The 22,155-nt window shown below is 71.6% G+C and carries 21 protein-coding genes and 1 rRNA gene; 21 read left to right on the forward strand and 1 reads right to left on the reverse strand.

The window, feature by feature from the left end:
- Window positions 1-70: ribosomal RNA gene (gene rrf / locus IEQ44_RS18485) — 5S ribosomal RNA — on the forward strand; the annotation flags it as partial.
- Between the two features lie 127 nt (window positions 71-197).
- Here the strand turns inward: rrf and IEQ44_RS06190 are convergent.
- Entirely contained in the window at window positions 198-1,346 is a 1,149-nt protein-coding gene (locus tag IEQ44_RS06190) for a DUF1015 family protein (protein WP_193637582.1), read from the reverse strand.
- A 48-nt stretch (window positions 1,347-1,394) separates the two neighbouring features.
- On the opposite strand from IEQ44_RS06190, the gene IEQ44_RS06195 reads away from it, so the two are divergent.
- The 20 genes from IEQ44_RS06195 to der all read left to right on the forward strand — a co-directional run bounded on the left by IEQ44_RS06195 (window position 1,395) and on the right by der (window position 22,097).
- Window positions 1,395-2,435, forward strand: coding sequence for an HAD-IIA family hydrolase (locus IEQ44_RS06195; RefSeq protein ID WP_319804523.1), 1,041 nt, complete (start codon window positions 1,395-1,397; stop codon window positions 2,433-2,435).
- Window positions 2,436-2,445: 10 nt separating this feature from the next.
- Window positions 2,446-2,691, forward strand: a complete 246-nt coding sequence (locus IEQ44_RS06200) for a hypothetical protein (RefSeq protein WP_193637583.1) — start codon at window positions 2,446-2,448, stop codon at window positions 2,689-2,691.
- Between the two features lie 6 nt (window positions 2,692-2,697).
- A complete protein-coding gene (locus tag IEQ44_RS06205) occupies window positions 2,698-3,537 on the forward strand; it encodes a TlyA family RNA methyltransferase (RefSeq protein WP_193637584.1) in 840 nt (279 codons plus the stop codon).
- A gap of 5 nt (window positions 3,538-3,542) precedes the next feature.
- Window positions 3,543-4,532: an NAD kinase gene (locus IEQ44_RS06210; protein WP_227487051.1), complete on the forward strand. Its 990-nt coding sequence runs from the start codon at window positions 3,543-3,545 to the stop codon at window positions 4,530-4,532.
- Window positions 4,525-6,297, forward strand: coding sequence for a DNA repair protein RecN (gene recN / locus IEQ44_RS06215; RefSeq protein ID WP_193637586.1), 1,773 nt, complete (start codon window positions 4,525-4,527; stop codon window positions 6,295-6,297). The genes IEQ44_RS06210 and recN overlap by 8 nt, the downstream gene beginning before the upstream one ends.
- Before the next feature lie 52 nt (window positions 6,298-6,349).
- On the forward strand, window positions 6,350-7,543 hold the full coding sequence (gene steA, locus IEQ44_RS06220; protein WP_193637587.1) for a putative cytokinetic ring protein SteA: 1,194 nt from the start codon (window positions 6,350-6,352) through the stop codon (window positions 7,541-7,543).
- Window positions 7,540-8,427: a copper transporter gene (locus IEQ44_RS06225; protein WP_193637588.1), complete on the forward strand. Its 888-nt coding sequence runs from the start codon at window positions 7,540-7,542 to the stop codon at window positions 8,425-8,427. Before steA ends, IEQ44_RS06225 begins: the two co-directional genes overlap by 4 nt.
- Window positions 8,428-8,438: 11 nt before the next feature.
- On the forward strand, window positions 8,439-10,103 hold the full coding sequence (gene pyrG / locus IEQ44_RS06230; protein ID WP_193637589.1) for a CTP synthase: 1,665 nt from the start codon (window positions 8,439-8,441) through the stop codon (window positions 10,101-10,103).
- On the forward strand, window positions 10,100-10,696 hold the full coding sequence (locus tag IEQ44_RS06235; protein WP_319804524.1) for an NUDIX domain-containing protein: 597 nt from the start codon (window positions 10,100-10,102) through the stop codon (window positions 10,694-10,696). Before pyrG ends, IEQ44_RS06235 begins: the two co-directional genes overlap by 4 nt.
- A gap of 7 nt (window positions 10,697-10,703) precedes the next feature.
- Window positions 10,704-11,630, forward strand: a complete 927-nt coding sequence (xerD, locus tag IEQ44_RS06240) for a site-specific tyrosine recombinase XerD (RefSeq protein WP_193637590.1) — start codon at window positions 10,704-10,706, stop codon at window positions 11,628-11,630.
- Window positions 11,627-14,224: a DEAD/DEAH box helicase gene (locus IEQ44_RS06245; RefSeq protein ID WP_193637591.1), complete on the forward strand. Its 2,598-nt coding sequence runs from the start codon at window positions 11,627-11,629 to the stop codon at window positions 14,222-14,224. The genes xerD and IEQ44_RS06245 overlap by 4 nt, the downstream gene beginning before the upstream one ends.
- A 344-nt stretch (window positions 14,225-14,568) precedes the next feature.
- Window positions 14,569-15,411: a ParA family protein gene (locus IEQ44_RS06250; protein ID WP_227487055.1), complete on the forward strand. Its 843-nt coding sequence runs from the start codon at window positions 14,569-14,571 to the stop codon at window positions 15,409-15,411.
- Complete coding sequence (locus IEQ44_RS06255; protein ID WP_193637592.1) at window positions 15,396-15,779, forward strand: hypothetical protein; 384 nt, start codon at window positions 15,396-15,398, stop codon at window positions 15,777-15,779. The genes IEQ44_RS06250 and IEQ44_RS06255 overlap by 16 nt, the downstream gene beginning before the upstream one ends.
- Window positions 15,776-16,717, forward strand: coding sequence for a segregation and condensation protein A (locus IEQ44_RS06260; protein WP_438861841.1), 942 nt, complete (start codon window positions 15,776-15,778; stop codon window positions 16,715-16,717). Before IEQ44_RS06255 ends, IEQ44_RS06260 begins: the two co-directional genes overlap by 4 nt.
- Window positions 16,714-17,418: an SMC-Scp complex subunit ScpB gene (scpB, locus tag IEQ44_RS06265; protein WP_193637593.1), complete on the forward strand. Its 705-nt coding sequence runs from the start codon at window positions 16,714-16,716 to the stop codon at window positions 17,416-17,418. Before IEQ44_RS06260 ends, scpB begins: the two co-directional genes overlap by 4 nt.
- Window positions 17,418-18,197 carry a pseudouridine synthase gene (locus IEQ44_RS06270; RefSeq protein ID WP_193637594.1) on the forward strand — a complete coding sequence of 260 codons (780 nt, stop codon included), beginning with the start codon at window positions 17,418-17,420 and terminating at the stop codon, window positions 18,195-18,197. The genes scpB and IEQ44_RS06270 overlap by 1 nt, the downstream gene beginning before the upstream one ends.
- Complete coding sequence (locus IEQ44_RS06275) at window positions 18,194-19,297, forward strand: prephenate dehydrogenase (RefSeq protein ID WP_193637595.1); 1,104 nt, start codon at window positions 18,194-18,196, stop codon at window positions 19,295-19,297. Before IEQ44_RS06270 ends, IEQ44_RS06275 begins: the two co-directional genes overlap by 4 nt.
- Window positions 19,298-19,318: 21 nt before the next feature.
- Entirely contained in the window at window positions 19,319-20,008 is a 690-nt protein-coding gene (gene cmk, locus IEQ44_RS06280) for a (d)CMP kinase (RefSeq protein WP_193637596.1), read from the forward strand.
- Entirely contained in the window at window positions 20,005-20,748 is a 744-nt protein-coding gene (locus tag IEQ44_RS06285) for a lysophospholipid acyltransferase family protein (protein WP_193637597.1), read from the forward strand. The genes cmk and IEQ44_RS06285 overlap by 4 nt, the downstream gene beginning before the upstream one ends.
- Window positions 20,745-22,097 (forward strand): ribosome biogenesis GTPase Der, encoded by a 1,353-nt coding sequence (der, locus tag IEQ44_RS06290; protein ID WP_193637598.1) that lies wholly within the window; start codon window positions 20,745-20,747, stop codon window positions 22,095-22,097. Before IEQ44_RS06285 ends, der begins: the two co-directional genes overlap by 4 nt.
- The last annotated feature ends 58 nt before the right edge of the window (window positions 22,098-22,155 follow it).

A 22,155-nucleotide genomic window follows, 5' to 3' on the forward strand; every position in this document is an offset into this window, starting at 1 on the left:
GGAAGTTAAGCCTTTCAGCGCCGATGGTACTGCGACCGAGAGGTCGTGGGAGAGTAGGACGCCGCCGGACATACCTTGAAGACCAGGAGAGGGAGCACCCCACGTGAGAGTGCTCCCTCTTCTGGCATTTCTGCGTCCGCATATGTTGCTGGCCCCGCGTCGTCACCTCACGGGGTGGCGGTCACTGAGGTGGCGGGTCACTGGGGCGGTGCCATGAGCTCGGAGTCGACCGAGCGCATGAGGACCCCCAGGCTGGGCTTCGGCTGGAAGGACGTGGCCTTCTCCGGCAGCAGGTGGCCACGGTCCATGGCGCGGTCGAGCAACGAGTAGTCAGGTGCCGGCAAGAGCACGGCGACCTCGGTGTCGTGGGCGGCGGCCAGCGCGTCTTCCACACTGTGGTGGTGGACGACGTCGTCGGAGGCCACCCGCCGCAGGAGGGTGTGGTGGAGGTGCTCGACTGCGCTGACCTCCTCGGGGTCTGGGACCTCCACGGTCATCCAGCGCGTCCCGTCGGTGACCACCACAGTGCCCGGGTGGAGCGCCTGGAGGGCGCTCGACTCGTCGACGACGCGCGGGGGCACACCGGCGGTCGCTGCGGCCTCGGCGAAGAGGTCGAAGGTCAGGCCGGGAAAGGTCCGGTGGATCGCGCCGAGGAAGAAGGGCGTGTCGTCCTGGTCGACGACCATGGTGAGGCCTCGGTCCCACGGCGTGCCGGGGTGCTGCTGCTGGAGCCGGAGGTAGGCGGCGTAGCGATGGTGGCCGTCAGCGATCATCAGGCGCGCCTGCGCCAGAGCCCCGTTGATGGCGGCCAGGTGAGCATCCTCGGTGATGCGCCACAGGCGGTGGTGCTGCCCGGCGCGGTCGACGTAGTCCTGGTCGGGCGCCAGCGCCATCACGCGTTCCTGGACGTCGCGCACCGCTTGGGGTCCGTGGTGGACGAGGATGATGGGCGCGGGGTTGATCCCCATCTCCTCCATCCTCTCGGCGAGCTCGTCCGCCTGGTCCGGGTGGATGGCCTCGTGGGCGAAGACCGTGCGCGCGTCCCCCGGCTCGGCCCGGGTGGACAGCTCGAGGCCTCCCACCAGTCCTCGGATCGTCATCCCGTGGACCGTGTACTCGTGCAGGTAGAGCGCGGGCGTCACGTCGAGATCGACGTATCCCTCCTCCTGCCAACGCACCAGACGCCGGGCCACGTCGCGGTAGGGGCGGGAGAAGGCGCGCGCGGTGGCGGGGTTGGCGACCTTCTGGGGAGAGAGACGTACGCCGCGGAAGGGGCGCAGCTCCACCGGACGCGTCGGTGACGCCGGGATCTCCACCTGCGGGGCCTCCAGTCCGTGAACGTGCATCGAAGCATCGTAGGGTGCCCCGAGGGCGGAGAGCCAAGGAGGCGGAGCGTGTTGCAGGAATCGGTGGTGCCGCTGTCGCAGCGCCACGACCTCGTCATGTTTGACCTGGACGGGGTCGTCTACATCGGTGGCGAAGCCGTTCCCGGCGTGGCTCCGGCCATCGCTGCGTTACGTGAGGGCGGCACCCACGTCGCGTTCGTGACCAACAACGCCTCGCGACGGGCCGAGGCGGTGGCGGAGCACCTGGTCGCGCTGGGCGTGCCGGCGCGCCCCGAGGACGTGGTCACCTCGGCCCAGGCCGCCGCGCGGGTGCTGCTCGCCACACACGGGCATGGCGCTCCCGTGCTCGTGATGGGCGCCGACGGACTGGTCGACGCGGTCCGCACGGCAGGGCTCGTGCCGGTGACTGACCCGGAGGCCTCGGAGGTCGTTGCGGTGGTCACCGGGTTCGGTCCGGACGTGGTCTGGAAGGACCTGATGCGTGTCGCGGTCCGGATCCGGGACGGGCTCCCGTGGGTGGCGAGCAACACCGACCTCACGTTTCCTGCGTCGTTCGGGCTCGCGCCTGGCCACGGGACCCAGGTGGAGATGCTCCGACGGTTCAGCAACCGAGAGCCGGTGGTGGCCGGCAAGCCGGCCCGCCCCCTGCTCGACGAGACGATCCGCCGGGTGGGCGGCGCGCGTCCCCTGATGGTGGGGGACCGGCTCGACACCGACATCGAGGGTGCGCGGGCGGTCGAGGTCGCCTCGCTGCTCGTCCTGACCGGGGTCAGCGGCCTGGTGGAGGTCGTGGCGGCCCAGCCCCGTGAGCGCCCCGACTTCATCGCCAGCACGCTGGAGGGCCTCTTCGAGGCCCATCCGGCACCGACGGTCGAGGAGCGTCCAGAAGCTGGCGTCGTCTCGACGCTCGACGGGTGGCGGGCCGCGGTCGGCCCCGACGGTGTCCTCCAGGTGGAGGGAGTCGGGAGTGTCGACGACTGGTGGCGTGCGGTCTCCGGGGCCGCTTGGGGCCACCTCGACCGCACGGGCCGCGTGGCCGACGTGGCGAGGCTCCTGCCGCCTCACGAAGACGTCGGGACCCGACGGTAACCTCGGAGCCATGAACGAAGAGCACCCTGACGACCTCGACGAGGTCACCGCTGCGCCCACCGGGCTCGGTGACGAGACGGAGCGCGGTGCCGCCTCCGACCGGACCGGGCTCGCCGCGGTCGACCGGGTCCTGGGTCGGGTCGAGACCGTGGGTGAGCTTCCCGTCGCCGAGCGGGTGCCGGTCTTCGAGGCTGCCCACGAGGAGCTGCGTCGCGCCCTGGAGGCGCACCCTGCCCACGACGTGGCAGGACGGTGACCCGGGGTGCCTCCGCGTCGCCTGAGGTTGGACCAGGAGCTGGTCCGACGAGGACTCGCCAGGTCCCGGGAGCACGCCAGCTCCCTCGTCGGGGAGGGGCGGGTCAAGGTCCGCGGTGTGGTCGCGACGAAGCCGGCCACCGGCGTCACCACTGACGTCGCCATCGTGGTGAGTCACGACCCGGACGCGCCCGAGTACGCCTCGCGCGGTGCCCACAAGCTCGTCGGGGCTCTCGAGGCCTTCGCCGCCCACGGCGTCGACGTGAAGGGTGCTCGGTGTCTCGACGCCGGCGCCTCCACCGGGGGGTTCACCGACGTGCTGCTGCGGCAGGGCGCCCGCGAGGTGGTGGCGGTCGACGTGGGTTATGGCCAGCTCGTCTGGCGCCTGCGCAACGACCCGCGGGTGGTGGTGCACGACCGCACCAACATCCGCGACCTCGACCTCGAGCTCATCGGCGAGCCGGTCGACCTGGTCGTCGGGGACCTGTCGTTCATCTCCCTGCGCCTCGTGCTGGACGCTCTTCTGGCGGTCACCTCTCCGGAGGGGGCCCTGGCGCTCATGGTGAAGCCGCAGTTCGAGGTCGGCAAGGACCGGGTCGGCAAGGGTGGCGTGGTGCGCGACCTCGACCTGCGGGCCGAGGCCGTGCTGGCGGTGGCGGACGCCTCCGCCGAACGAGGCTGGGGGGCTGTGGCAGTGACCACCAGTCCGCTGCCCGGTCCGTCGGGCAACGTGGAGTTCTTCCTTCTCCTGCGCCGCGGCAGCCCGCTGGTCGGGGCCTCGGAGATTCGCGACGAGGTGGAACGCTCCGCCTCATGGGGTGCGTCGGGTGAGAGGGTGGAGCCGTGACTGACCTGACGACCCCCCGCCGCGTGCTGCTGCTGGCGCACACCGGCCGCGAGGCCGCTCGGGAGGTGGCGCTGGAGTTCGTGCGCGCCCTCACCGGACACGGCATCGTCGTGCGGATGATCGACACCCAGGCCTCCGAGCTGCACGTCGCCGCGGACGACTACGACCCCGCCCTCGAGCTGGTGCCCGAGGGGGAGGACGTGGGGCACGACTGCGAGGTGGCCCTGGTCGTGGGCGGCGACGGCACGATCCTGCGCGCCGCGGAGTACACGCACCGCAGCGGGACTCCGCTGCTCGGGGTCAACCTGGGCCACGTGGGCTTCCTCGCGGAGGCCGAGGTCGACGACGTGGAGACCACCATCGAGGCCTTGGCCCACCGGCGCTACACGATCGAGGACCGGCTGACCATCGACGTGGACGTCTACCAGGGCAAGGAGCTGGTGACCCGGACCTTCGCGCTCAACGAGGCCAGCATCGAGAAGGCTGCCCGGGAGCGGATGCTGGAGGTCGTGGTCGGCGTCGACGGCCGTCCGCTGTCGCGCTGGGGGTGCGACGGAGTCGTGTGCGCGACGCCCACGGGGTCGACGGCCTACAACTTCAGCGCCGGCGGACCGGTGGTCTGGCCCGGTGTCGAGGCCCTGCTGATGGTGCCGATCAGTGCGCACGCGCTCTTCGCCCGGCCGATGGTGGTCGCGCCGACCTCCGTCCTGGCGGTCGAGGTGCTGGCCGGCAACGAGAGCGCCGGCGTGCTGTGGTGCGACGGCCGGCGCGCGGTCGACCTGCCGCCCGGCGCCCGGATCGAGGTGCGACGTGGCAGCAGCCCGGTGCGGCTGGTGCGACTGCACGAAGCACCCTTCACCGATCGGTTGGTGGCCAAGTTCGGTCTCTCGGTCGAGGGGTGGCGAGGCTCGGCCGAGCGCCGCCGCCGCGTGGCCGAGGAGCAGGCCGGCGACGAGACCGAGGCCCTGCGGGTCACGGAGGGCCACGGTGTTTGAGGAGATCCGGATCAGTCACCTGGGGGTGATCGAGGAGTCCACCCTGGAGCTGGGCCCGGGTCTGACCGTCATCACCGGTGAGACCGGGGCGGGCAAGACCATGGTCGTGACCGCCCTCGGGTTGCTGCTGGGTGGACGGGCCGACAGCGGCGCCGTCCGGCGCGGCGCCAGTCAGGCTCGCGTCGAGGGCGTGGTCGCCGCGGAGCGCCTGCCCGACTTCGCCCGAGACGTCGCGGACCACGGAGGAGACGTGGAGGACGGCCGCGTCGTCCTCGCCCGCAACATCTCTGCCGAGGGGCGCTCCCGCGCCTGGGTGGGGGGAGCGACCGTGCCTGCCAGCAAGCTCGCGCTGGTCACGGAGCCCCTCGTCGCCGTGCACGGCCAGTCCGACCAGCACCGACTCCTGCGTCCTTCGGCGCAGCGCCGCGCGCTCGACCGCTTCGCGGGGCCGGAGCTCGCAGAGGTGCTGGAGGAGTACCGCGCGGTGTGGCACCGGTTGCAGGCGGTGGAGCGTGAGCTCCACGAGGTGGTCACCTCGGCCCGGGAGCGGGCTCGCGAGGCCGACCAGCTGCGCTTCGCCCTCGAGGAGATCGAGCGGGTCGACCCGTCGCCGGGGGAGGACGTGACGCTCGCCGCGGAGGAGACGCGACTCGGTTTCGCCGACACCCTGCGCCTGGCCGCGGAGACCGCGAGGGAGTCCCTGTCGTCCGAGCACGGCACCCCCGACGCGCTCGCGGCTGCCGCGGCCGCCCGGGCCGCGCTCGAGGGCGTACGGGACCACGATCCGGAGGCCGCCTCCCTGGCGGAGCGCCTCGCTGAGCTGACCTACCTGCTGTCCGACCTGGCAGCGGACGTCTCGTCCTACGCTGCGGGGCTCGAGACGGACCCGCTCCGGCTGGCAGCCGTCAGTGAACGGCGCTCGGCCCTGCTGGCGCTCACCCGCAAGTACGGCGAGACGATCGACGAGGTGCTCGCCTGGAGCGGCGAGGCCGCGACGCGGCTGCTCGCACTCGACGACACCGACGAGCTGGTGGGCCAGCTGCGGAGCGAGCGTGAGGAGCTCCGACGCCGCGTCGCCGAGGTCGGTGCGCACCTCACCGAGCTGCGCACCGCCGCCGCCGTGCGTCTGGCCGCGGAGGTCTCCGACGAGCTGACGCTGCTCGCCATGCCGCACGCCCGCGTGGAGGTCGTGGTCCGCCAGCAGGAGGTCACCGATGCGGCGCGAGAGGCGACGGAGGCGTCGGCCGAACCAGGCCCCGGCACCGGGGCCGTGGAGGTCGGCGGACGCCTGCTGCGCTGTGGCGCGTGGGGCCTGGACGAGGTCGAGTTCCTCCTCGCGGCCAACGCCGGCATGCACCCTCGACCGCTCGACAAGGGTGCCTCCGGGGGTGAGCTCTCGCGGGTGATGCTGGCTGTCGAGGTGGTCCTGGCGGCCACGACCACGGTGCCCACCTTCGTCTTCGACGAGGTCGACGCCGGGGTGGGGGGCAAGGCGGCCATCGAGATCGGCCGCCGCCTCGCGCAGCTCGCGCGCCGGGCGCAGGTGCTGGTCGTGACGCACCTGCCCCAGGTCGCCGCCTTCGCGGACCGCCACATCGTCGTGGCGAAGGCGAGTGACGGGTCCGTGACCACCTCGGGTCTTCGTACGCTCGCTGACGGCGAGCGTGAGCGTGAGCTCTCCCGCATGCTGGCGGGGCTCGACGACTCCGACACGGCCCTGGCCCACGCCCGTGAGCTGATCGAGACGGCCAGGGCGACGCGCTGAGGCCCCCCGGGTGCGGCATTGACGCACCCATCTTTGGAACCATGGGTTGGCCATGAAGTTTGCCCCCAGAAATCGCCCGACTCCCGCCGGCTCCGGCGTCAGCGGACCCGCCAGGGTCGAGCGGCGTACCCGTGCCCTGCTGCGCCGTCTGCAGCCCGGGGACGTCGCCGTCATCGACCACCTCGACCTCGACCGTGGCACCGCCCAGGCGCTGCTCGACGCCGGGGTGGCCGCCGTGCTCAGCGCCTCACCCCTGATGTCGGGCCGCTACCCCAACCAGGGGCCGCAGGTCCTGGCTGCTGCGGGCATCCCCGTGGTCGACACCTTGGGGGAGGAGCTCTTCGCCCAGGCGCGGGAGGGGTCGCAGGTCAGCGTCGAGGGTGACGTCGTACGCCTGGCGCCCGACGCCGTGCTGTCCGGTCGAGTTCTGGACGAGGCCACCGTGCGCGAGCTGGCCGAGGAGGCGCGCGTCGGCCTGACCCACCAGCTCGAGAGCTTCACCCACAACTCGACCGAGTTCCTGCGTCGCGAGCAGGAGCTGCTGCTGCACGGGCACGGTGTCCCGGTGCCTCGCACCCGGTTCGCCGACCGCCCGGTCGTGGTCGTGGTCCCGGGGCGCGACTTCCTCCAGGAGCTGCGTGAGATCCGCGGTTTCATCCGCGAGCAGCGCCCGGTGCTGGTGGGTGTGGACCGTGGTGCCGAGGCGCTGCGTGAGGCGGGGCTGCGTCCCGACGTCGTCGTGGTCTCGGCGGACGCCGGTGACGACGAGCTGCCGAGCCCCCGCACCCTCAAGACCGCGCGCGACGTCGTGCTGCGCGTCGACCGTGGCTCGACCCGGGCCGCGGGCGAACGCTTCTCCCGGTGGGGCGTCACGCCGCTGCTGCTCGAGTCGACCGCGACCACCGAGGACGCCGCACTGATCCTGGCCGACGCCCAGGACGCAGCGGTGATCGTGGGGGTCGGCATGCATGCCACCCTCGACGAGTTCCTGGACCGTCAGCGTGCGGGGTTGGCCTCGACCTACCTGACGCGGTTGAAGGTGGGCCATCGACTGGTGGACGCCACCGCGGTCCGCACCCTCTACTCCGGGAGGACCCGGCCCCGTCACCTGGCCGCCGTCACGCTCGCCGGCGCGGTCGCCCTGCTGGCAGCGATCGGCACCACCCCGGTGGGCCAGGAGTGGGCGGACGCCCTCACCGACCAGCTCTCCTCCTTCTACGACCTGATCCAGGGGATGTTCACGTGATCTCGTTCCGTACCCATGTCGTCACCCTCGTGGCGGTCTTCCTCGCCCTCGCCGTCGGCGTGGTGCTGGGCGGTGGCCCCCTCAGCGAGATCGGGCGCGGTGACGACGACACCGCAGCGCTCGAGGCGGAGGTGTCCCAGGTCCGGGCCGAGGCCGACTTCGCGGAGCGCTTCGCCTCGGACGTCTCCTCGACCCTCCTCGACGGTCGTCTCGACGGGCGTGACGTCGCCCTCGTGACGCTGCCCGGGGCAGAGACGTCCGTCGTGGACGGCCTCGCCGACCAGGTCTCCGAGGCGGGCGGCAACGTCACCGTGACCCAGGCCCTCGGCACGAGCCTGGTCAGCACCGCGGAGAAGTCGCTGGTCGACACGTTGGGCAGCCAGCTGATGGCCCAGCTGCCCGACGGCGCGGTGACCGAGGGAGCCAGCACCTACCAGCGGGCCGGTGAGCTGCTGGGCCTGACGCTGGCCACGACGGGTGAGGACGCCGAGGACGTGCCGGCCCGCACCGAGTCGGTGACCGAGGGGCTGCGTGGCGCCAACCTGGTGGAGGACGTCGAGCCGCCCTCGCGCCGGGCGCCGCTGGTGCTGGTCGTCCTCGGTGACGAGGTGACCGGCGACGGGGCCGACGCCCTGCTGTCCGGGCTGCTCACCGGCCTGGCCGAGCAGTCCCGCGGCCTCGTGGTTGCCGCGCGCACGTCCGACGGCGAGGACCAGGTGGCCCGGCTGCGCGAGGCCGACCAGCTCGGGAGCGCCACGTCGGTGGACGGTGTCGAGAGTCCCGCGGGGCAGGTGGCCGCAGTGGTCGCGCTCGCACGGGCGTACGACACGCAGGGCGGCGCCTTCGGCGCCGCGGGTGCGGACGGAACGGTCCCGCTCGGGTAGCATCGAAGCCCGTGAAGAGTCGTAACGCCACCAAGCACGTGTTCGTCACCGGAGGCGTCGTCTCCTCCCTTGGCAAGGGGCTCACCGCGTCCAGCCTGGGAAGCCTGCTGAAGGCGCGCGGCATGCGCGTCACGATGCAGAAGCTGGACCCCTACCTCAACGTCGACCCGGGCACGATGAACCCGTTCGAGCACGGCGAGGTCTTCGTGACCAACGACGGCGCCGAGACCGATCTGGACGTCGGCCACTACGAGCGTTTCCTCGACACCGACCTCAACGCGATCGCCAACGTCACGACCGGTCAGGTCTACTCGACGGTCATCGCCAAGGAGCGTCGTGGCGACTACCTGGGCGACACGGTCCAGGTGATCCCGCACATCACCAACGAGATCAAGGACCGCATCCTCGCCATGGGCGGCGACGACGTCGACCTGGTCATCACCGAGATCGGCGGCACTGTCGGCGACATCGAGTCGCTGCCGTTCCTGGAGGCCGCTCGTCAGGTGCGCCACCAGATCGGGCGCGACAACTGCTTCTTCATCCACGTCTCGCTGGTGCCCTACATCGGCCCCTCGGGCGAGCTGAAGACGAAGCCGACCCAGCACTCGGTCGCCGCGCTGCGCAACATCGGCATCCAGCCCGATGCAATCGTCTGCCGTGCCGACCGCGACCTCCCGGCCGGCATCAAGCGCAAGATCGCGCTGATGTGCGACGTCGACGACGAGGCCGTCGTGACGTGCCCCGACGCGCCCTCGATCTACGACATCCCCAAGGTCCTGCACCGGGAGGGCCTCGACGCCTACGTCGTGCGCCGCCTCGACCTGCCGTTCCGTGACGTCGACTGGACCACGTGGGACGACCTGCTGCGCCGCGTGCACCACCCCAAGGAGCACGTCACGATCGCGATCGTCGGCAAGTACGTGGACCTTCCGGACGCCTACCTCTCGGTGGCTGAGGCTCTGCGTGCCGGCGGCTTCGCCCACGAGGCCAAGGTCAAGCTGCGCTGGGTCGCCAGCGACGAGTGCGCCACGCCCGAGGGCGCGCGCAAGCACCTCGGTGACGTCGACGGCATCTGCGTGCCCGGCGGCTTCGGCATCCGTGGTCTGGAGGGCAAGCTCGGCGCCCTCACCTTCGCCCGGACCAACGGCGTTCCCGCGCTCGGGCTGTGCCTCGGCCTGCAGAGCATGGTCATCGAGTACGCGCGCAACGTCCTGGGTCTCGAGGGTGCCGACTCCACGGAGTTCGACCCCGAAAGCCCGACCCCGGTGATCGCGACGATGGAGGAGCAGAAGTCCATCGTCTCCGGCGGCGGCGACCTGGGCGGCACCATGCGCCTGGGCTCCTACCCGGCCACCCTCGCGCCCGGCTCCCTGGCCCGCGACCTCTACGGCGCCGAGGTGGTCGAGGAGCGTCACCGCCACCGCTACGAGGTCAACAACGCCTACCGCGACCAGCTGGCCGAGGCAGGCCTGGTCTTCTCCGGCGTCAACGAGGACCTCGGCCTGGTGGAGTACGTCGAGCTCCCGCGCGACGTGCACCCCTTCTACATCGGCACCCAGGCACACCCCGAGCTCAAGTCGCGCCCCACCCGGCCGCACCCGCTCTTCGCCGGACTGGTCGGCGCCGCGCTGGCGCGCCAGAAGGAGACCCTGATCCCCGTTGACCAGGACGCGTGAGCGTGACCGGTGAGCTGGCGGACCGGCCGGAGTCGTGGCCGGTGCACAGTTCCCGGGTGCTCCACGCCGACGCGTGGGTGGTCACGGTCGTCGAGGACGAGGTGAGCCGCCCCGGTCACCCCGAGGAGACCTTCGGCCGCATCGCGGTGCGTCACCCCGGCGCCGTGATGATCCTGGCCGTCGACGACGACGAACGCGTGCTGCTGATGCGGCAGTACCGTCACACCTCGCAGCACGTCTTCGTCGAGATCCCCGCCGGCGTACGCGACAGCGAGGGTGAGCCGGCGGAGGAGACCGCGCGACGCGAGCTGCGCGAGGAGGCGGAGCTGGCCGCCGACGAGTGGCGGTTGCTCCTGTCGACCTATCCATCGGCGGGCATCCTCAGCGAGACCCACGACATCTTCCTCGCCCGCGGGCTCCGCCACGCCCCACGTGGTGACTTCACCCTGGAGCACGAGGAGGCCGAGATGGAGCTCTTCTGGGCGCCCTTCGACGACCTGCTCGACGCCGCGCTGCGCGGGGACGTGCGTGAGGGCCCGCTCGTGCAGGCGGTGCTCGCGTACGAGGTGCTGCGGCGCCGCGGCGAGCTCTGAGGGCCCCGTGAGCATCGACCCCTCGCGCGCGGCGCGCACGTACCTCGACCACCTGGCGGTGGAGCGGGGCCTGGCCGACAACACCCTCCAGTCCTACCGGCGTGACCTGCGCCGCTACCTCGACTTCCTGGCCGCCCACGACGTGACCGACCTCGACACGGTGGCCGAGCAGCGCGTGCTCGACTTCGTATCGCACCTGCGCCAGGGCGACGACGACCACCCGGCGCTGGGGGCGAGCTCTGTCGCGCGCACGGTCGTGGCGGTGCGCGGCTTCCACAAGTTCGCGCTGCGAGACGGCATGACGGCGCACGATCCTGCCGCCGCCGTGCGGCCGCCCGCCCAGGAGAAGCGGTTGCCCAAGGCGCTGCCCCTCTCCGACGTGGAGGCGATCCTCGAGACCGCCGGTGCGCCCGGCACGGTGCTGGCGTTGCGTGACCGCGCGCTGCTCGAGGTGCTCTACGGCACCGGCGCGCGGATCTCCGAGGCGGTCGGACTCGACGTCGACGACGTCGACCTGGTCGACCGCACGGTGCTGCTGCGCGGCAAGCGCAACAAGGAGCGGATCGTGCCGGTGGGGTCGTACGCCGTCGAGGCCGTCGAGGCCTACCTCACCCGGGCGCGGCCCGAGCTGGTGACGGCCGGAGGCGGTACACCCGCGCTCTTCCTCAACGCGCGCGGCGGCCGGCTGTCGCGGCAGAGCGCGTGGTCGGTGCTGGTCAGGACCGCTGACCGTGCCGGCGTCACCCGTGACGTCTCGCCGCACACCCTGCGCCACTCCTTCGCGACCCACCTGCTCGACGGTGGGGCCGACGTCCGCGTCGTCCAGGAGCTGCTGGGGCACGCCTCGGTCACGACCACGCAGGTCTACACCCTGGTGACGGTCGACAACCTGCGTGAGGTCTTCGCGACGGCCCACCCGAGGGCGCGCGGATGAGCCCCTCGACCCCGTGGTGGCAGCAGCACGGCGACGACCCCGACGCTCTCCTCGACGCCTTCACGTCCTGGACCGAGGAGCAGTCACTCAGCCTCTACCCGCACCAGGAGGAGGCGGTGATGGAGCTGCTGTCGGGCAGCAACGTCGTGCTCGCCACCCCCACCGGGTCGGGCAAGTCGTTGGTCGCCCTGGCAGCCCACGGGGTGGCGCTGGCAGGCGACCGGGTCTCGTTCTACACCGCCCCGATCAAGGCGCTGGTCAGCGAGAAGTTCTTCGCCCTCTGTGAGCAGCTGGGCGCCGACAACGTCGGGATGCTCACCGGCGACGCATCGGTCAACGCCGACGCCCCGGTGATCTGCTGCACTGCCGAGGTGTTGGCCAACATCGCCCTGCGGGAGGGTGCGGACGCCGACGTCGGCCTGGTGGTGATGGACGAGTTCCACTACTACGGCGAGCCCGACCGCGGCTGGGCCTGGCAGGTGCCCCTGCTGGAGCTGCCGCAGGCGCAGTTCCTGCTGATGTCGGCGACGCTGGGCGACACCACCGAGCTGCGCGAGGACCTCACGCGTCGCAACGGGCGCGAGACCGCGCTCGTCGACGACGCCGAGCGGCCGGTGCCGCTCCACTTCACTTGGTCCACCGAGCACCTCGACGAGACGTTGCGCGAGCTGGTGGAGACCAACCAGGCGCCCGTCTACGTCGTGCACTTCACCCAGGCGGCGGCCGCCGAGCACGCCACCTCGCTGCTGCGCCCGCTCGGCAAGTCGCCGCAGGCGGCCGAGATCGCCGAGCGGCTGGTCGGCTTCCGGTTCGGCGCCGGCTTCGGCAAGACCCTCTCCAAGCTGGTGCGCGCCGGGATCGGCGTCCACCACGCCGGCATGCTGCCGAAGTACCGACGCCTCGTCGAGCAGCTCGCGCAGGCCGGTCTGCTCCGCGTCATCTGCGGCACCGACACGCTCGGGGTCGGCATCAACGTGCCGATCCGCACCGTGCTCTTCACGGGCCTGGCGAAGTTCGACGGCAGCCGGCAGCGGATCCTGCGCAGCCGCGAGTTCCTCCAGATCGCCGGCCGCGCGGGCCGCGCGGGCTACGACACCGCGGGCTACGTGGTGGTCCAGGCACCCGAGCACGTCATCGACAACGAGAAGGCCAAGGCGAAGGCGGAGGCCAAGAACGCGGCCAACCCCAAGAAGAAGTCGAAGGCGCAGCTGCGCAAGCCGCCCGAGGGCAGCGTGGTGTGGACCGAGCAGACCTTCGACAAGCTCGTCGAGGGCCGTCCCGAGCCGCTGCAGTCGCGGATGAAGGTCGACAACTCGATGATCCTCAACGTGGTGGCCCGCGAGGAGGATGCCTTCGTCGTGCTGCGCCGTCTCCTCAACGACAACCGCGAGGACCGCCGCAGCCAGCTGAAGCTGTCGCGCCGGGCCCTGCGGCTGGCCCGGAGCCTGGTGCGCACCGGAGTCCTGACGAGGCTCGACGAGCTCGACGAGTTCGGCCGCCGCTACGTCCTGACCGCGGACCTGCCGGCCGACTTCGCGCTCAACCAACCGCTGAGCCACTTCGCCCTGGCGGCACTCGAGGTGCTCGACCAGGAGTCGCCCGACCACGTGCTCGACGTGGTCTCGGTGATGGAGTCGGTCCTGGAAGCACCCCGGCAGGTCCTCTTCGCGCAGCAGCACGCTGCCCGCGGCGAGGCGGTCGCGGAGATGAAGGCCGATGGCATCGAGTACGAGGAGCGCATGGCGCTGCTCGACCAGGTCACCTGGCCCAAGCCGCTCGACGAGCTGCTGACCGCGCTCTACGAGACCTACCGCCAGACCCACCCGTGGCTGCCCGAGGACGGTCTCGACCCGAAGTCGGTCGTGCGGGAGATGTACGAGCAGGGCATGGGGTTCACCGACTTCATCTCCCGCTACCAGCTGGCCCGCTCCGAAGGCCTGCTGCTGCGCTACCTGACCGACGCCTACCGCGCGCTGCGCCACTCGGTGCCCGAGAGCGTCCGCACCGAGGAGTTCGAGGGTCTCGTCGAGTGGCTCGGCGAGGTCGTGCGCCAGACCGACTCGTCGCTCATCGACGAGTGGGAGGCCCTCTCCGACCCCGAGCACGCGCCGGACCGGGTGACCCACCACGAGCCGCCGACCAGCCCTCGTCCGCTGAGCCTGCGGGAGCGGGCCTTCTCGGTGATGGTCCGCAACGCCATGTGGGCACGGGTGCAGGCGGTCGCCCGCGACGACCTCGACGCCCTGGTGCGGCTGGAGCGCGAGGCCGCCGACCGCTTCGACCCGCCGCGCACCGTCGTGATGGGACGTTCGGCGTGGGACGAGGCGCTCGAGGCCTACTACGACGAGCACGAGCAGGTGCTCACCGACGCGGACGCCCGCGGGCCCTCACACCTGACCGTGGGCCCTGAGGAGCAGGGGGAGCCCGTCGGCGCCGAGGAGGGCGTACGCAGTCGCGTGCGCCGAGTGGTGCAGACGCTCGCCGACCCCGAGGGTCACCGCGACTGGGTCGTCGAGGGAGTGGTCGACTGCGACGCCTCCGACGAGGCCGGGGAGCTCGTCCTGGCGATCGCCGCCATGCGTCGCCTGGGCTGACGAGCGACGCTCGCCCGCGCTCCACAGGCCTCTCCACAGCGCCGAGCCGCCTGTGGACCCGACGGGGGAGCTCTGCACAGATTTGGACCTCGGGTTGTGGCTTTCGGAGGTCGCCTTGTGAGCCCCGAAGCGTGGCCCCTAGAGTCGCGACCACAAGGCGAGATGTCGCCGTGTCGACAATGGAGCGAGTGTGATGACGCGTGGACGGGTCGATCCCAGGTTTTCCCGGCAGCAACGCGGCCGAGATGCCCCCGTCCGTTCCCGCCGTCCCGACCCGCACCCCAACCGGAGACGAGACCCGCGTGAGTGATCCCATCGCCTTTCCCATCCCCGTGACGCGGGAGATGGAGATCGGCCCGACCGGTCGCCCCATGCCGGAGTTCCCGGAGCCCACGCCCGTGACCGAGCACGGTCCGGCGCGCGTCGTGGCGATGTGCAACCAGAAGGGTGGGGTCGGCAAGACGACCACCACCATCAACCTGGGGGCGTCGCTGGCCGAGTACGGCCGCAAGGTGCTGCTCGTCGACTTCGACCCGCAGGGTTCGCTCTCCGTCGGCCTGGGTCTCAACCCGCACGACATGGAGCTGACGATCTACAACCTGCTGATGCAGCGCGACGTCGACTTCGACGAGGTCGTCGTGTCCACCGGTGTGCCCGGCATGGACCTGCTTCCCTCCAACATCGACCTGTCAGCCGCCGAGGTGCAGCTGGTGCACGAGGTGGCGCGCGAGCAGACCCTGCAGCGGGTGCTGGCTCCAGTGATCGACCGCTACGACGTCATCCTCATCGACTGCCAGCCGTCGCTCGGCCTGTTGACGGTCAACGCGCTCACGGCCTCCGACGGCGTCATCGTGCCGCTGGAGTGTGAATACTTCGCCCTGCGGGGCGTGGCGCTGCTCAAGACCACCATCGACAAGGTCAAGGAGCGCCTCAACCCCAAGCTCGACGTCGACGGCGTGCTCGGCACCATGTTCGACGGACGTACGCTGCACAGCCGCGAGGTCATGGAGCGTCTCGTGCAGGCGTGGGGTGACAAGGTCTTCCACACCGTCATCCGCCGCACGGTGAAGTTCTCCGACTCGACCGTCGCCGGCGAGCCGATCACCACCTACGCCACGTCGTCGCCGGGCGCCGACTCCTACCGCCAGCTCGCCAAGGAGGTGCTCACCCGGTGGCACGACGAGTGAGTGTGCCGGCGGCCGACGAGCTGTTCCGGCCCACGCAGAACGCGTCGGGGGAGCCCGTGGTCCGGGCCGTGCCGGACGTCACCGAAGCCTCTGCTGGTGCTGAGACCCAAGCTCCCGGGCGGGCGCAGCGCAGGCCCGCGGCGGCCCGACGCTCCAGTGGTCGGGTGCGCCACGACGAGAAGATGACCGTCTACGTGACCTCGGGCGAGCTGCTGGAGATCGAGCAGGCCCGCCTGGCTCTGCGCAGCGTCCACGGGCTGGCGGTCGACCGCGGGCGCATTGTGCGCGAGGCGGTCTCCCTCGTCCTGGCCGACCTGGAGGAGCGCGGCGAGGACAGCGCGCTCATCCGACGGCTCACCTCCGAGTGACCACCCGGGCGGAACCGGAGACCGATCCGGACGCCGAGGCGGTCCCGGTGGAGCCCGAAACTCCGGCGACCGGCGAGGACCCCGGCTTCGCGGTGCACCTCGACAACTTCGAGGGGCCCTTCGACCTGCTGCTCCAGCTGATCGCCAAGCACAAGCTCGACGTCACCGAGGTGGCGCTCTCGCAGGTGACCGACGAGTTCATCGCCCACGTGCGGGCCTCGGGGCCGGTCTGGGACCTCGAGCAGACCACCTCCTTCCTGCTCGTCGCCTCCACCTTGGTGGACCTGAAGGCGGCGCGGCTGCTGCCCCAGGGCGACGTGGAGGACGAGGAGGACCTCGCGCTCCTCGAGGCGCGCGACCTGCTCTTCGCCCGGTTGCTGCAGTACAAGGCGTTCAAGCAGGTGGCCGCCGTGCTCGAGGGTCGGTTGGCCGAGGAGTCCCGTCGGTTCCCGCGGGCCGTCGAGATGGAGGAGCGCTTCGCCACGCTGCTGCCCGAGGTGCTCATCGGCATCGGTCTCGACGCCTTCGCCCGCCTGGCCGCCAAGGCGTTGGAGCCCAAGCCCGTGCTCGAGGTGTCGCTGCAGCACATCCACACCGCCAAGGTCAGTGTGCGCGAGCAGGCGCACCTGGTGGTGGAGCGGCTGCGGCGCCACGGCACCGTGACCTTCCGCAGCCTCTGCGGCGACTCCCCGGACCGTCTCACGACCGTCGCCCGGTTCCTCGCCCTGCTCGAGCTCTTCCGGGAGTCGGTGGTGGCGTTCGACCAGGTGACCCCGTTGGGAGAGCTCACGATCCGGTGGACCGGTGACGACGACACCGACGTCGAGGTCGGCGACGAGTTCGACGGGACGCCCCCCGAGGAGCCGCCGGTCGCGACCGAGACCAGTCCTGAGACCAGTCCCGTGAGTGGGACCGCACCCGAGGAGGACCCGGCATGACCCAGGAGGAGCAGGACCCCACGGCGCAGGACCCCACGGCGCAGGACCACGGGGTGCCGCCCGTCCGGGAGCTCGCTCCGGCCCTCGAGGCAGTGTTGATGGTGGCGGACCAGCCCCTCGACGCCACCGGTCTGGCCGCGACGCTGGGCCACCCGGTGGTGGAGGTGGAGGCGGCCCTGGGCCGGCTCTCGGCGGAGTACACCGCCCAGGGGCGTGGCTTCGACCTCCGGTCGGTGGCCGGTGGCTGGCGCTTCTACACCCGCGCGGAGTACGCCGACGTGGTGGAGGCCTTCGTGCTGGAGGGCCAGCCGGCCCGGCTCACGCAGGCCGCCCTGGAGACGCTGGCGGTCGTCGCCTACAAGCAGCCGGTCTCTCGTGCCCGGGTCTCCGCGATCCGGGGTGTCAACGTCGACGGGGTGATGCGGACGCTGCTGGCGCGCGGACTGGTGGAGACGTCGGGGGCCGACGAGACGTCCGGGGCGCACCTCTACCGCACCACGACCTACTTCCTGGAGCGGATCGGAGTCTCCAGCCTCGACGAGCTGCCCGAGCTGGCGCCCTACCTGCCCGACATGGACGACCTCGAGGACGAGCTGAGCGCGTGGGCGGGCACCGGTGTGGCCCCCGAGGGCGACCCGGCGGACAATGGTGGCCCCGAGGCATCCGAGCCTTCCGAGCACGACAGCGAGCCCACGACCTGATGAACACGCCCGAGGAACGCCGACGCATCGCGACGGACGAGGACGGTCTCGTACGCCTGCAGAAGCTGCTGGCCCAGTCCGGTGTCGCGTCGCGCCGCAAGTGCGAGGAGCTCATGCTCGGCGGGCTGGTGGAGGTCGACGGTGAGGTCGTCACCCGGCTGGGCACGAAGGTCGACCCGGCCACCGCCGTCATTCGTGTCGCCGGTGAGCGGCTGCCACCGATCACCGACCACGTCCACCTGGTGCTCAACAAGCCGCGCGGCGTGGTCTCCACCATGTCCGACCCCGAGGGACGCCGGTGCCTGGGCGACCTGGTCGCGGACCGTCCCGAGCGGCTCTTCCACGTCGGACGCCTGGACACCGACACCTCCGGCCTGATCCTGCTGACCAACGACGGTGACTTCGCCCACCGCATGGCCCACCCCTCCTTCGAGGTCGAGAAGACCTACGTCGCCGAGGTGGACGGCGAGGTCTACCCCTCCACGTTGAAGAAGCTGAAGCAGGGCATCGTGCTCGACGACGGACCCGTTGCGGTGACCCGGATCAAGGTGGTGGAGGCCGGTCGTGGCAACGCCCAGGGGCGCAGCATCGTCCAACTGGTGATCCACGAGGGTCGCAACCGCATCGTCCGTCGGATGCTTGACCACGTCGGCCACCCGGTCCGCCGCCTGACGCGCACGCACTTCGGCCCGGTCGACATCAAGGGACTGCCCTCGGGGCAGATGCGGGAACTGACGACGAAGGAGCTCGGCGTGCTTCTGGACAGCGCACAGCTGTGACCGAGAACGAGGCCACGGCCCCGACCCCGCCGAGTCGGCTGCGCGGGCCGGTCGAGGTCATCGGCACCGGCCTGCTGGGCACCTCGATCGCCCTGGCCTGCCGCCGGGCCGGCATCGAGGTGCTGCTCACCGACCTTTCCCCCGAGCACGTCCGCACCGCCTGCGGCCTGGGTGCCGGACGGGCGCGTCAGGCCGACGACCGACCCCAGGTCGTGGTGGTCGCCGTGCCGCCCGACCACCTGCCCGAGGTGCTCGTCGAAGCTCTTGACGTGACCCGGGGCACCGACGCCGTGGTCACCGACGTCGGCTCGGTGAAGTCGGCGCCCTACAACGCGGTGCGTCACCATCCGGACGTCCGCCGCTACGTCGGCAGCCACCCGATGGCCGGCAGCGAGCGCTCGGGCCCCCTCGCCGCCCACGTCTCGCTCTTCGAGGGTCGCCCCTGGGCCATCACGCCGCACCTCGACTCCGACGTCGAGGCCGTGGAGACCGTGGAGGAGCTGGTCCGGCTCTCCGGTGCGGTGCCTGTGTGGTTGACGCCGCACGAGCACGACCGCGCCGTGGCGCGCACCTCCCACGTGCCCCACCTGATGGCGGCCCTCACCGCGGGCCGTCTGGCCACGGCGCCGGCCACCCACCTGGCCCTCTCGGGTCCGGGCGTGCGGGACGTGACCAGGGTCGCGGCGGGGGAGCCCACCCTCTACGGCCAGATCGTCACCGCCAACTCCGAAGCCGTGCTCGACCTGCTCGGCGAGGTGCGTCGCCAGCTCGACCAGGTGATGACGGCCATCGAGCTCGGTGACCGCGCGACGCTCGAAGGGGTCCTCGCCCTCGGGGCCGCGGGCACCCGCGCGATCCCCGGCAAGCACGGGGGACCCGCACGACCCATGCAGTCCGTCTGGGTCTCGGTGCCCGACACCGCCGGCCAGCTCGCCAAGCTGCTGGCCGACGCCGTGGAGAGCGAGGTCAACGTCGAGGACATCCGCATCGACCACGACCCCGCCCGTCCCGTGGGTCTCGTCGAGCTCGTCGTGGAGGAAGTGCGCGCCGAGCACCTGCTCGACTCCCTCGAGGCGCGGGGCTGGACCACCCACCGCTAGGCACGGGTAGGCTCTGCGCCCGTGACCACCGCGCCGCAGACCCGCCCCACCGGACTCGTGATCGCCCTCGACGGGCCGTCGGGTTCGGGCAAGTCCAGCACCTCGCGCGGGGTCGCCACCCGGCTCGGGCTGCGCTACCTCGACACCGGTGCGATGTTCCGGGCGATGACGTGGGCGATGCTCGAGGCGGGCGTCGACGTGCACGACGCGCAGGCCGTGGCGGCGTACGCGCCCACCCCGCGCATCGAGTCGGGCACGAACCCCACCGCGCCCACCATCCACGTGGACGGTCACGACGTCGGCGAGGCGATCAGGGGAGAAGCGGTCACCGGTGCGGTCAGCCCGGTCAGCGCCGTGCCCGAGGTCCGCGCCCGGTTGCTGGAGCTCCAGCGCACCATCATCGGTGACGGTGACATCGTCGTGGAGGGCCGTGACATCGGCTCCGTGGTGGCCCCCCAGGCGCGGGTGAAGCTCTACCTGACTGCCGACCCGGGTGCCCGCGCCGCGCGCCGGGCGCTGGAGGAGGGCGGCTCCGACGTCGCCGCCACCGAGGCGTCGTTGCTCGCCCGCGACGCCATCGACTCGACGCGCAGGACGGCACCCCTGACGATGCCCGAGGGTGCGGTGCACATCGACACGACCGACTTCACCCTCGACGAGGTCATCGACCAGGTGCTACGGCTGGTGCAGCAGGCACAAGGCCGGGGATGACGCACGCGGACCTCCCGCGCAGCAGCGACCTCCCTCCCGACACGCGGTGGTTGGCCCGACACGCGCCCAGGGCTGCGCGCCTGGTGCGGAGCGTCTGGGACGTGCGCGTGCACGACCTCGACCGGGTGCCTGCGACCGGCCCGGTCATCCTGGCCAGCAACCACATCGGGCTCGTGGACGGTCCGCTGCTGGTGCTTTTCGCGCCCCGTCCGACCCACGCCCTCACCAAGATCGAGATGTTCTCCTCCCGCGCGGGCGGTCTGCTGCGGCGCTCCGGCCAGATCCCGCTTGATCGCGACGCCGTCGACATGGCTGCCGTGCGTGCCAGCCTGCGGGTGCTGCGCGACGGTGGGGTGTTGGGCATCTTTCCTGAGGGACACCGCGGTGCGGGGGAGTACGACCTCTTCCGCCCCGGCGTGGCCTACCTCGCCCTCGTGACGGGCGCGCCCGTGGTTCCCGTCACCTTCTTCGGCACCCGTGAGCCGGGCGGTGCCCGCAGCTCGCTGCCGCGACGTGGTGGATCGATCGACATCGTCTACGGTGAGACGTGGCAGACGACTCCGCATGAGTGGCCACGGACTCGGGAACAAGTGCGTGCGACCGCGGCGTTGCTCAGGCAGCACCTCCGCGGTGAGGTCGAGCGTGCCCGCAGCCTGACGGGCCGAGATCTTCCGGGACCGATCCCGGACCCCGAATCCCACAACCACCCCTCCGCGGGTTCGAAGCGAGGAACACCATGACCGACTTCCACGACGACGTCGACGCTCCCCAGGGGCCGACGCCGATCCTGGCGGTGGTCGGCCGACCCAACGTGGGCAAGTCGACGCTCGTCAACCGCATCATCGGCCGGCGCGAGGCCGTGGTGGAGGACCGTCCCGGCGTGACCCGCGACCGCGTCTCCTACGACGCCAACTGGAACGGCCGCGCGTTCACCGTCGTCGACACCGGAGGGTGGGACCCCGACGCCCAGGGGTTGGCCGCGATGATCGCCGGCCAGGCGGAGATCGCCGTCAGCCTCGCCGACGCGGTGCTCTTCGTCGTCGACGCCACGGTGGGCATCACCGACGCCGACGAGGCGGTGGTGAAGGTGCTGCGCAAGTCGGGGAAGCCCGTGGTCCTGGCCGCCAACAAGGTCGACGACCTGCGGACCGAGGCCGAGGCCTACGCCCTGTGGAACCTGGGTCTGGGGGAGCCGTTCCCCATCTCGGCGCTGCACGGTCGCGGTTCGGGTGACATGCTCGACGCCTGCCTCGAGGCGCTCCCGGAGCTGCCGGAGGAGCGCTTCGGTGAGTCGGGCGGTCCGCGTCGCGTCGCCCTCGTCGGCAAGCCGAACGTCGGCAAGTCCTCGCTGCTCAACAAGTTGGCGGGCGAGGACCGCGTCGTCGTCGACAACGTCGCCGGCACGACCGTCGACCCGGTCGACGAGCTGATCGAGCTGGGCGGCAAGACCTGGCGCTTCATCGACACCGCCGGCATCCGCAAGCGGGTCAAGGAGGCGTCGGGCCACGAGTACTACGCCTCCCTGCGTACGACCACGGCGATCGACCGCGCGGAGGTCGCCGTCCTGGTCCTCGACGGTGGTCAGTCGATCTCCGAGCAGGACATGCGGATCATCCAGACGATCCGCGACGCGGGACGCGCCATGGTCATCGCCTTCAACAAGTGGGACCTCGTCGACGAGGAGCGTCGCTACTACCTCGAGCGCGAGATCGAGCGTGACCTGGTGCAGGTGAAGTGGGCCCCGCGCATCAACATCACCGCCCGCACCGGCTGGCACGTCGACCGGCTGGTGCCGGCGCTGGAGAAGGCGCTCGAGGGGTGGGAGACCCGCATCGGCACGGGCGCCTTCAACACCTTCCTCGGTCGGCTCGTCGCGGAGCACCCCCACCCGGTGCGCGGCGGCAAGCAGCCGAAGGTCCTCTTCGGCACCCAGGCCTCCGTCGCCCCGCCGACCTTCATCCTCTTCACCTCCGGCAAGCTGGAGGCCTCCTACGAACGCTTCATCGAGCGTCGGCTGCGCGAGGAGTTCGGCTTCGCCGGCACTCCGATCGTGCTGCAGCAGCGGGTGCGGGAGAAGCGCAAGCGCTGAGGTGTCCTGCCGCAGGCGACACGGGGCCCCGAGTACTGGAAGGCCAACGCCCTGCGGT

Origin of the sequence: Nocardioides malaquae (assembly GCF_015070385.1) — a bacterium.
Classification (GTDB): domain Bacteria; phylum Actinomycetota; class Actinomycetes; order Propionibacteriales; family Nocardioidaceae; genus Nocardioides; species Nocardioides malaquae.

What these genes read in the sequence shown, in the direction of transcription:
- IEQ44_RS06190 (WP_193637582.1), bottom strand. Translation starts at nt 1,346, where the DNA reads ATGCACGTTCACGGACTGGAGGCCCCGCAGGTGGAGATCCCGGCGTCA.
- IEQ44_RS06200 (WP_193637583.1), top strand. Translation starts at nt 2,446, where the DNA reads ATGAACGAAGAGCACCCTGACGACCTCGACGAGGTCACCGCTGCGCCC.
- steA (WP_193637587.1), top strand. Translation starts at nt 6,350, where the DNA reads ATGAAGTTTGCCCCCAGAAATCGCCCGACTCCCGCCGGCTCCGGCGTC.
- IEQ44_RS06245 (WP_193637591.1), top strand. Translation starts at nt 11,627, where the DNA reads ATGAGCCCCTCGACCCCGTGGTGGCAGCAGCACGGCGACGACCCCGAC.
- IEQ44_RS06250 (WP_227487055.1), top strand. Translation starts at nt 14,569, where the DNA reads ATGGAGATCGGCCCGACCGGTCGCCCCATGCCGGAGTTCCCGGAGCCC.
- scpB (WP_193637593.1), top strand. Translation starts at nt 16,714, where the DNA reads ATGACCCAGGAGGAGCAGGACCCCACGGCGCAGGACCCCACGGCGCAG.
- IEQ44_RS06270 (WP_193637594.1), top strand. Translation starts at nt 17,418, where the DNA reads ATGAACACGCCCGAGGAACGCCGACGCATCGCGACGGACGAGGACGGT.
- IEQ44_RS06285 (WP_193637597.1), top strand. Translation starts at nt 20,005, where the DNA reads ATGACGCACGCGGACCTCCCGCGCAGCAGCGACCTCCCTCCCGACACG.
- der (WP_193637598.1), top strand. Translation starts at nt 20,745, where the DNA reads ATGACCGACTTCCACGACGACGTCGACGCTCCCCAGGGGCCGACGCCG.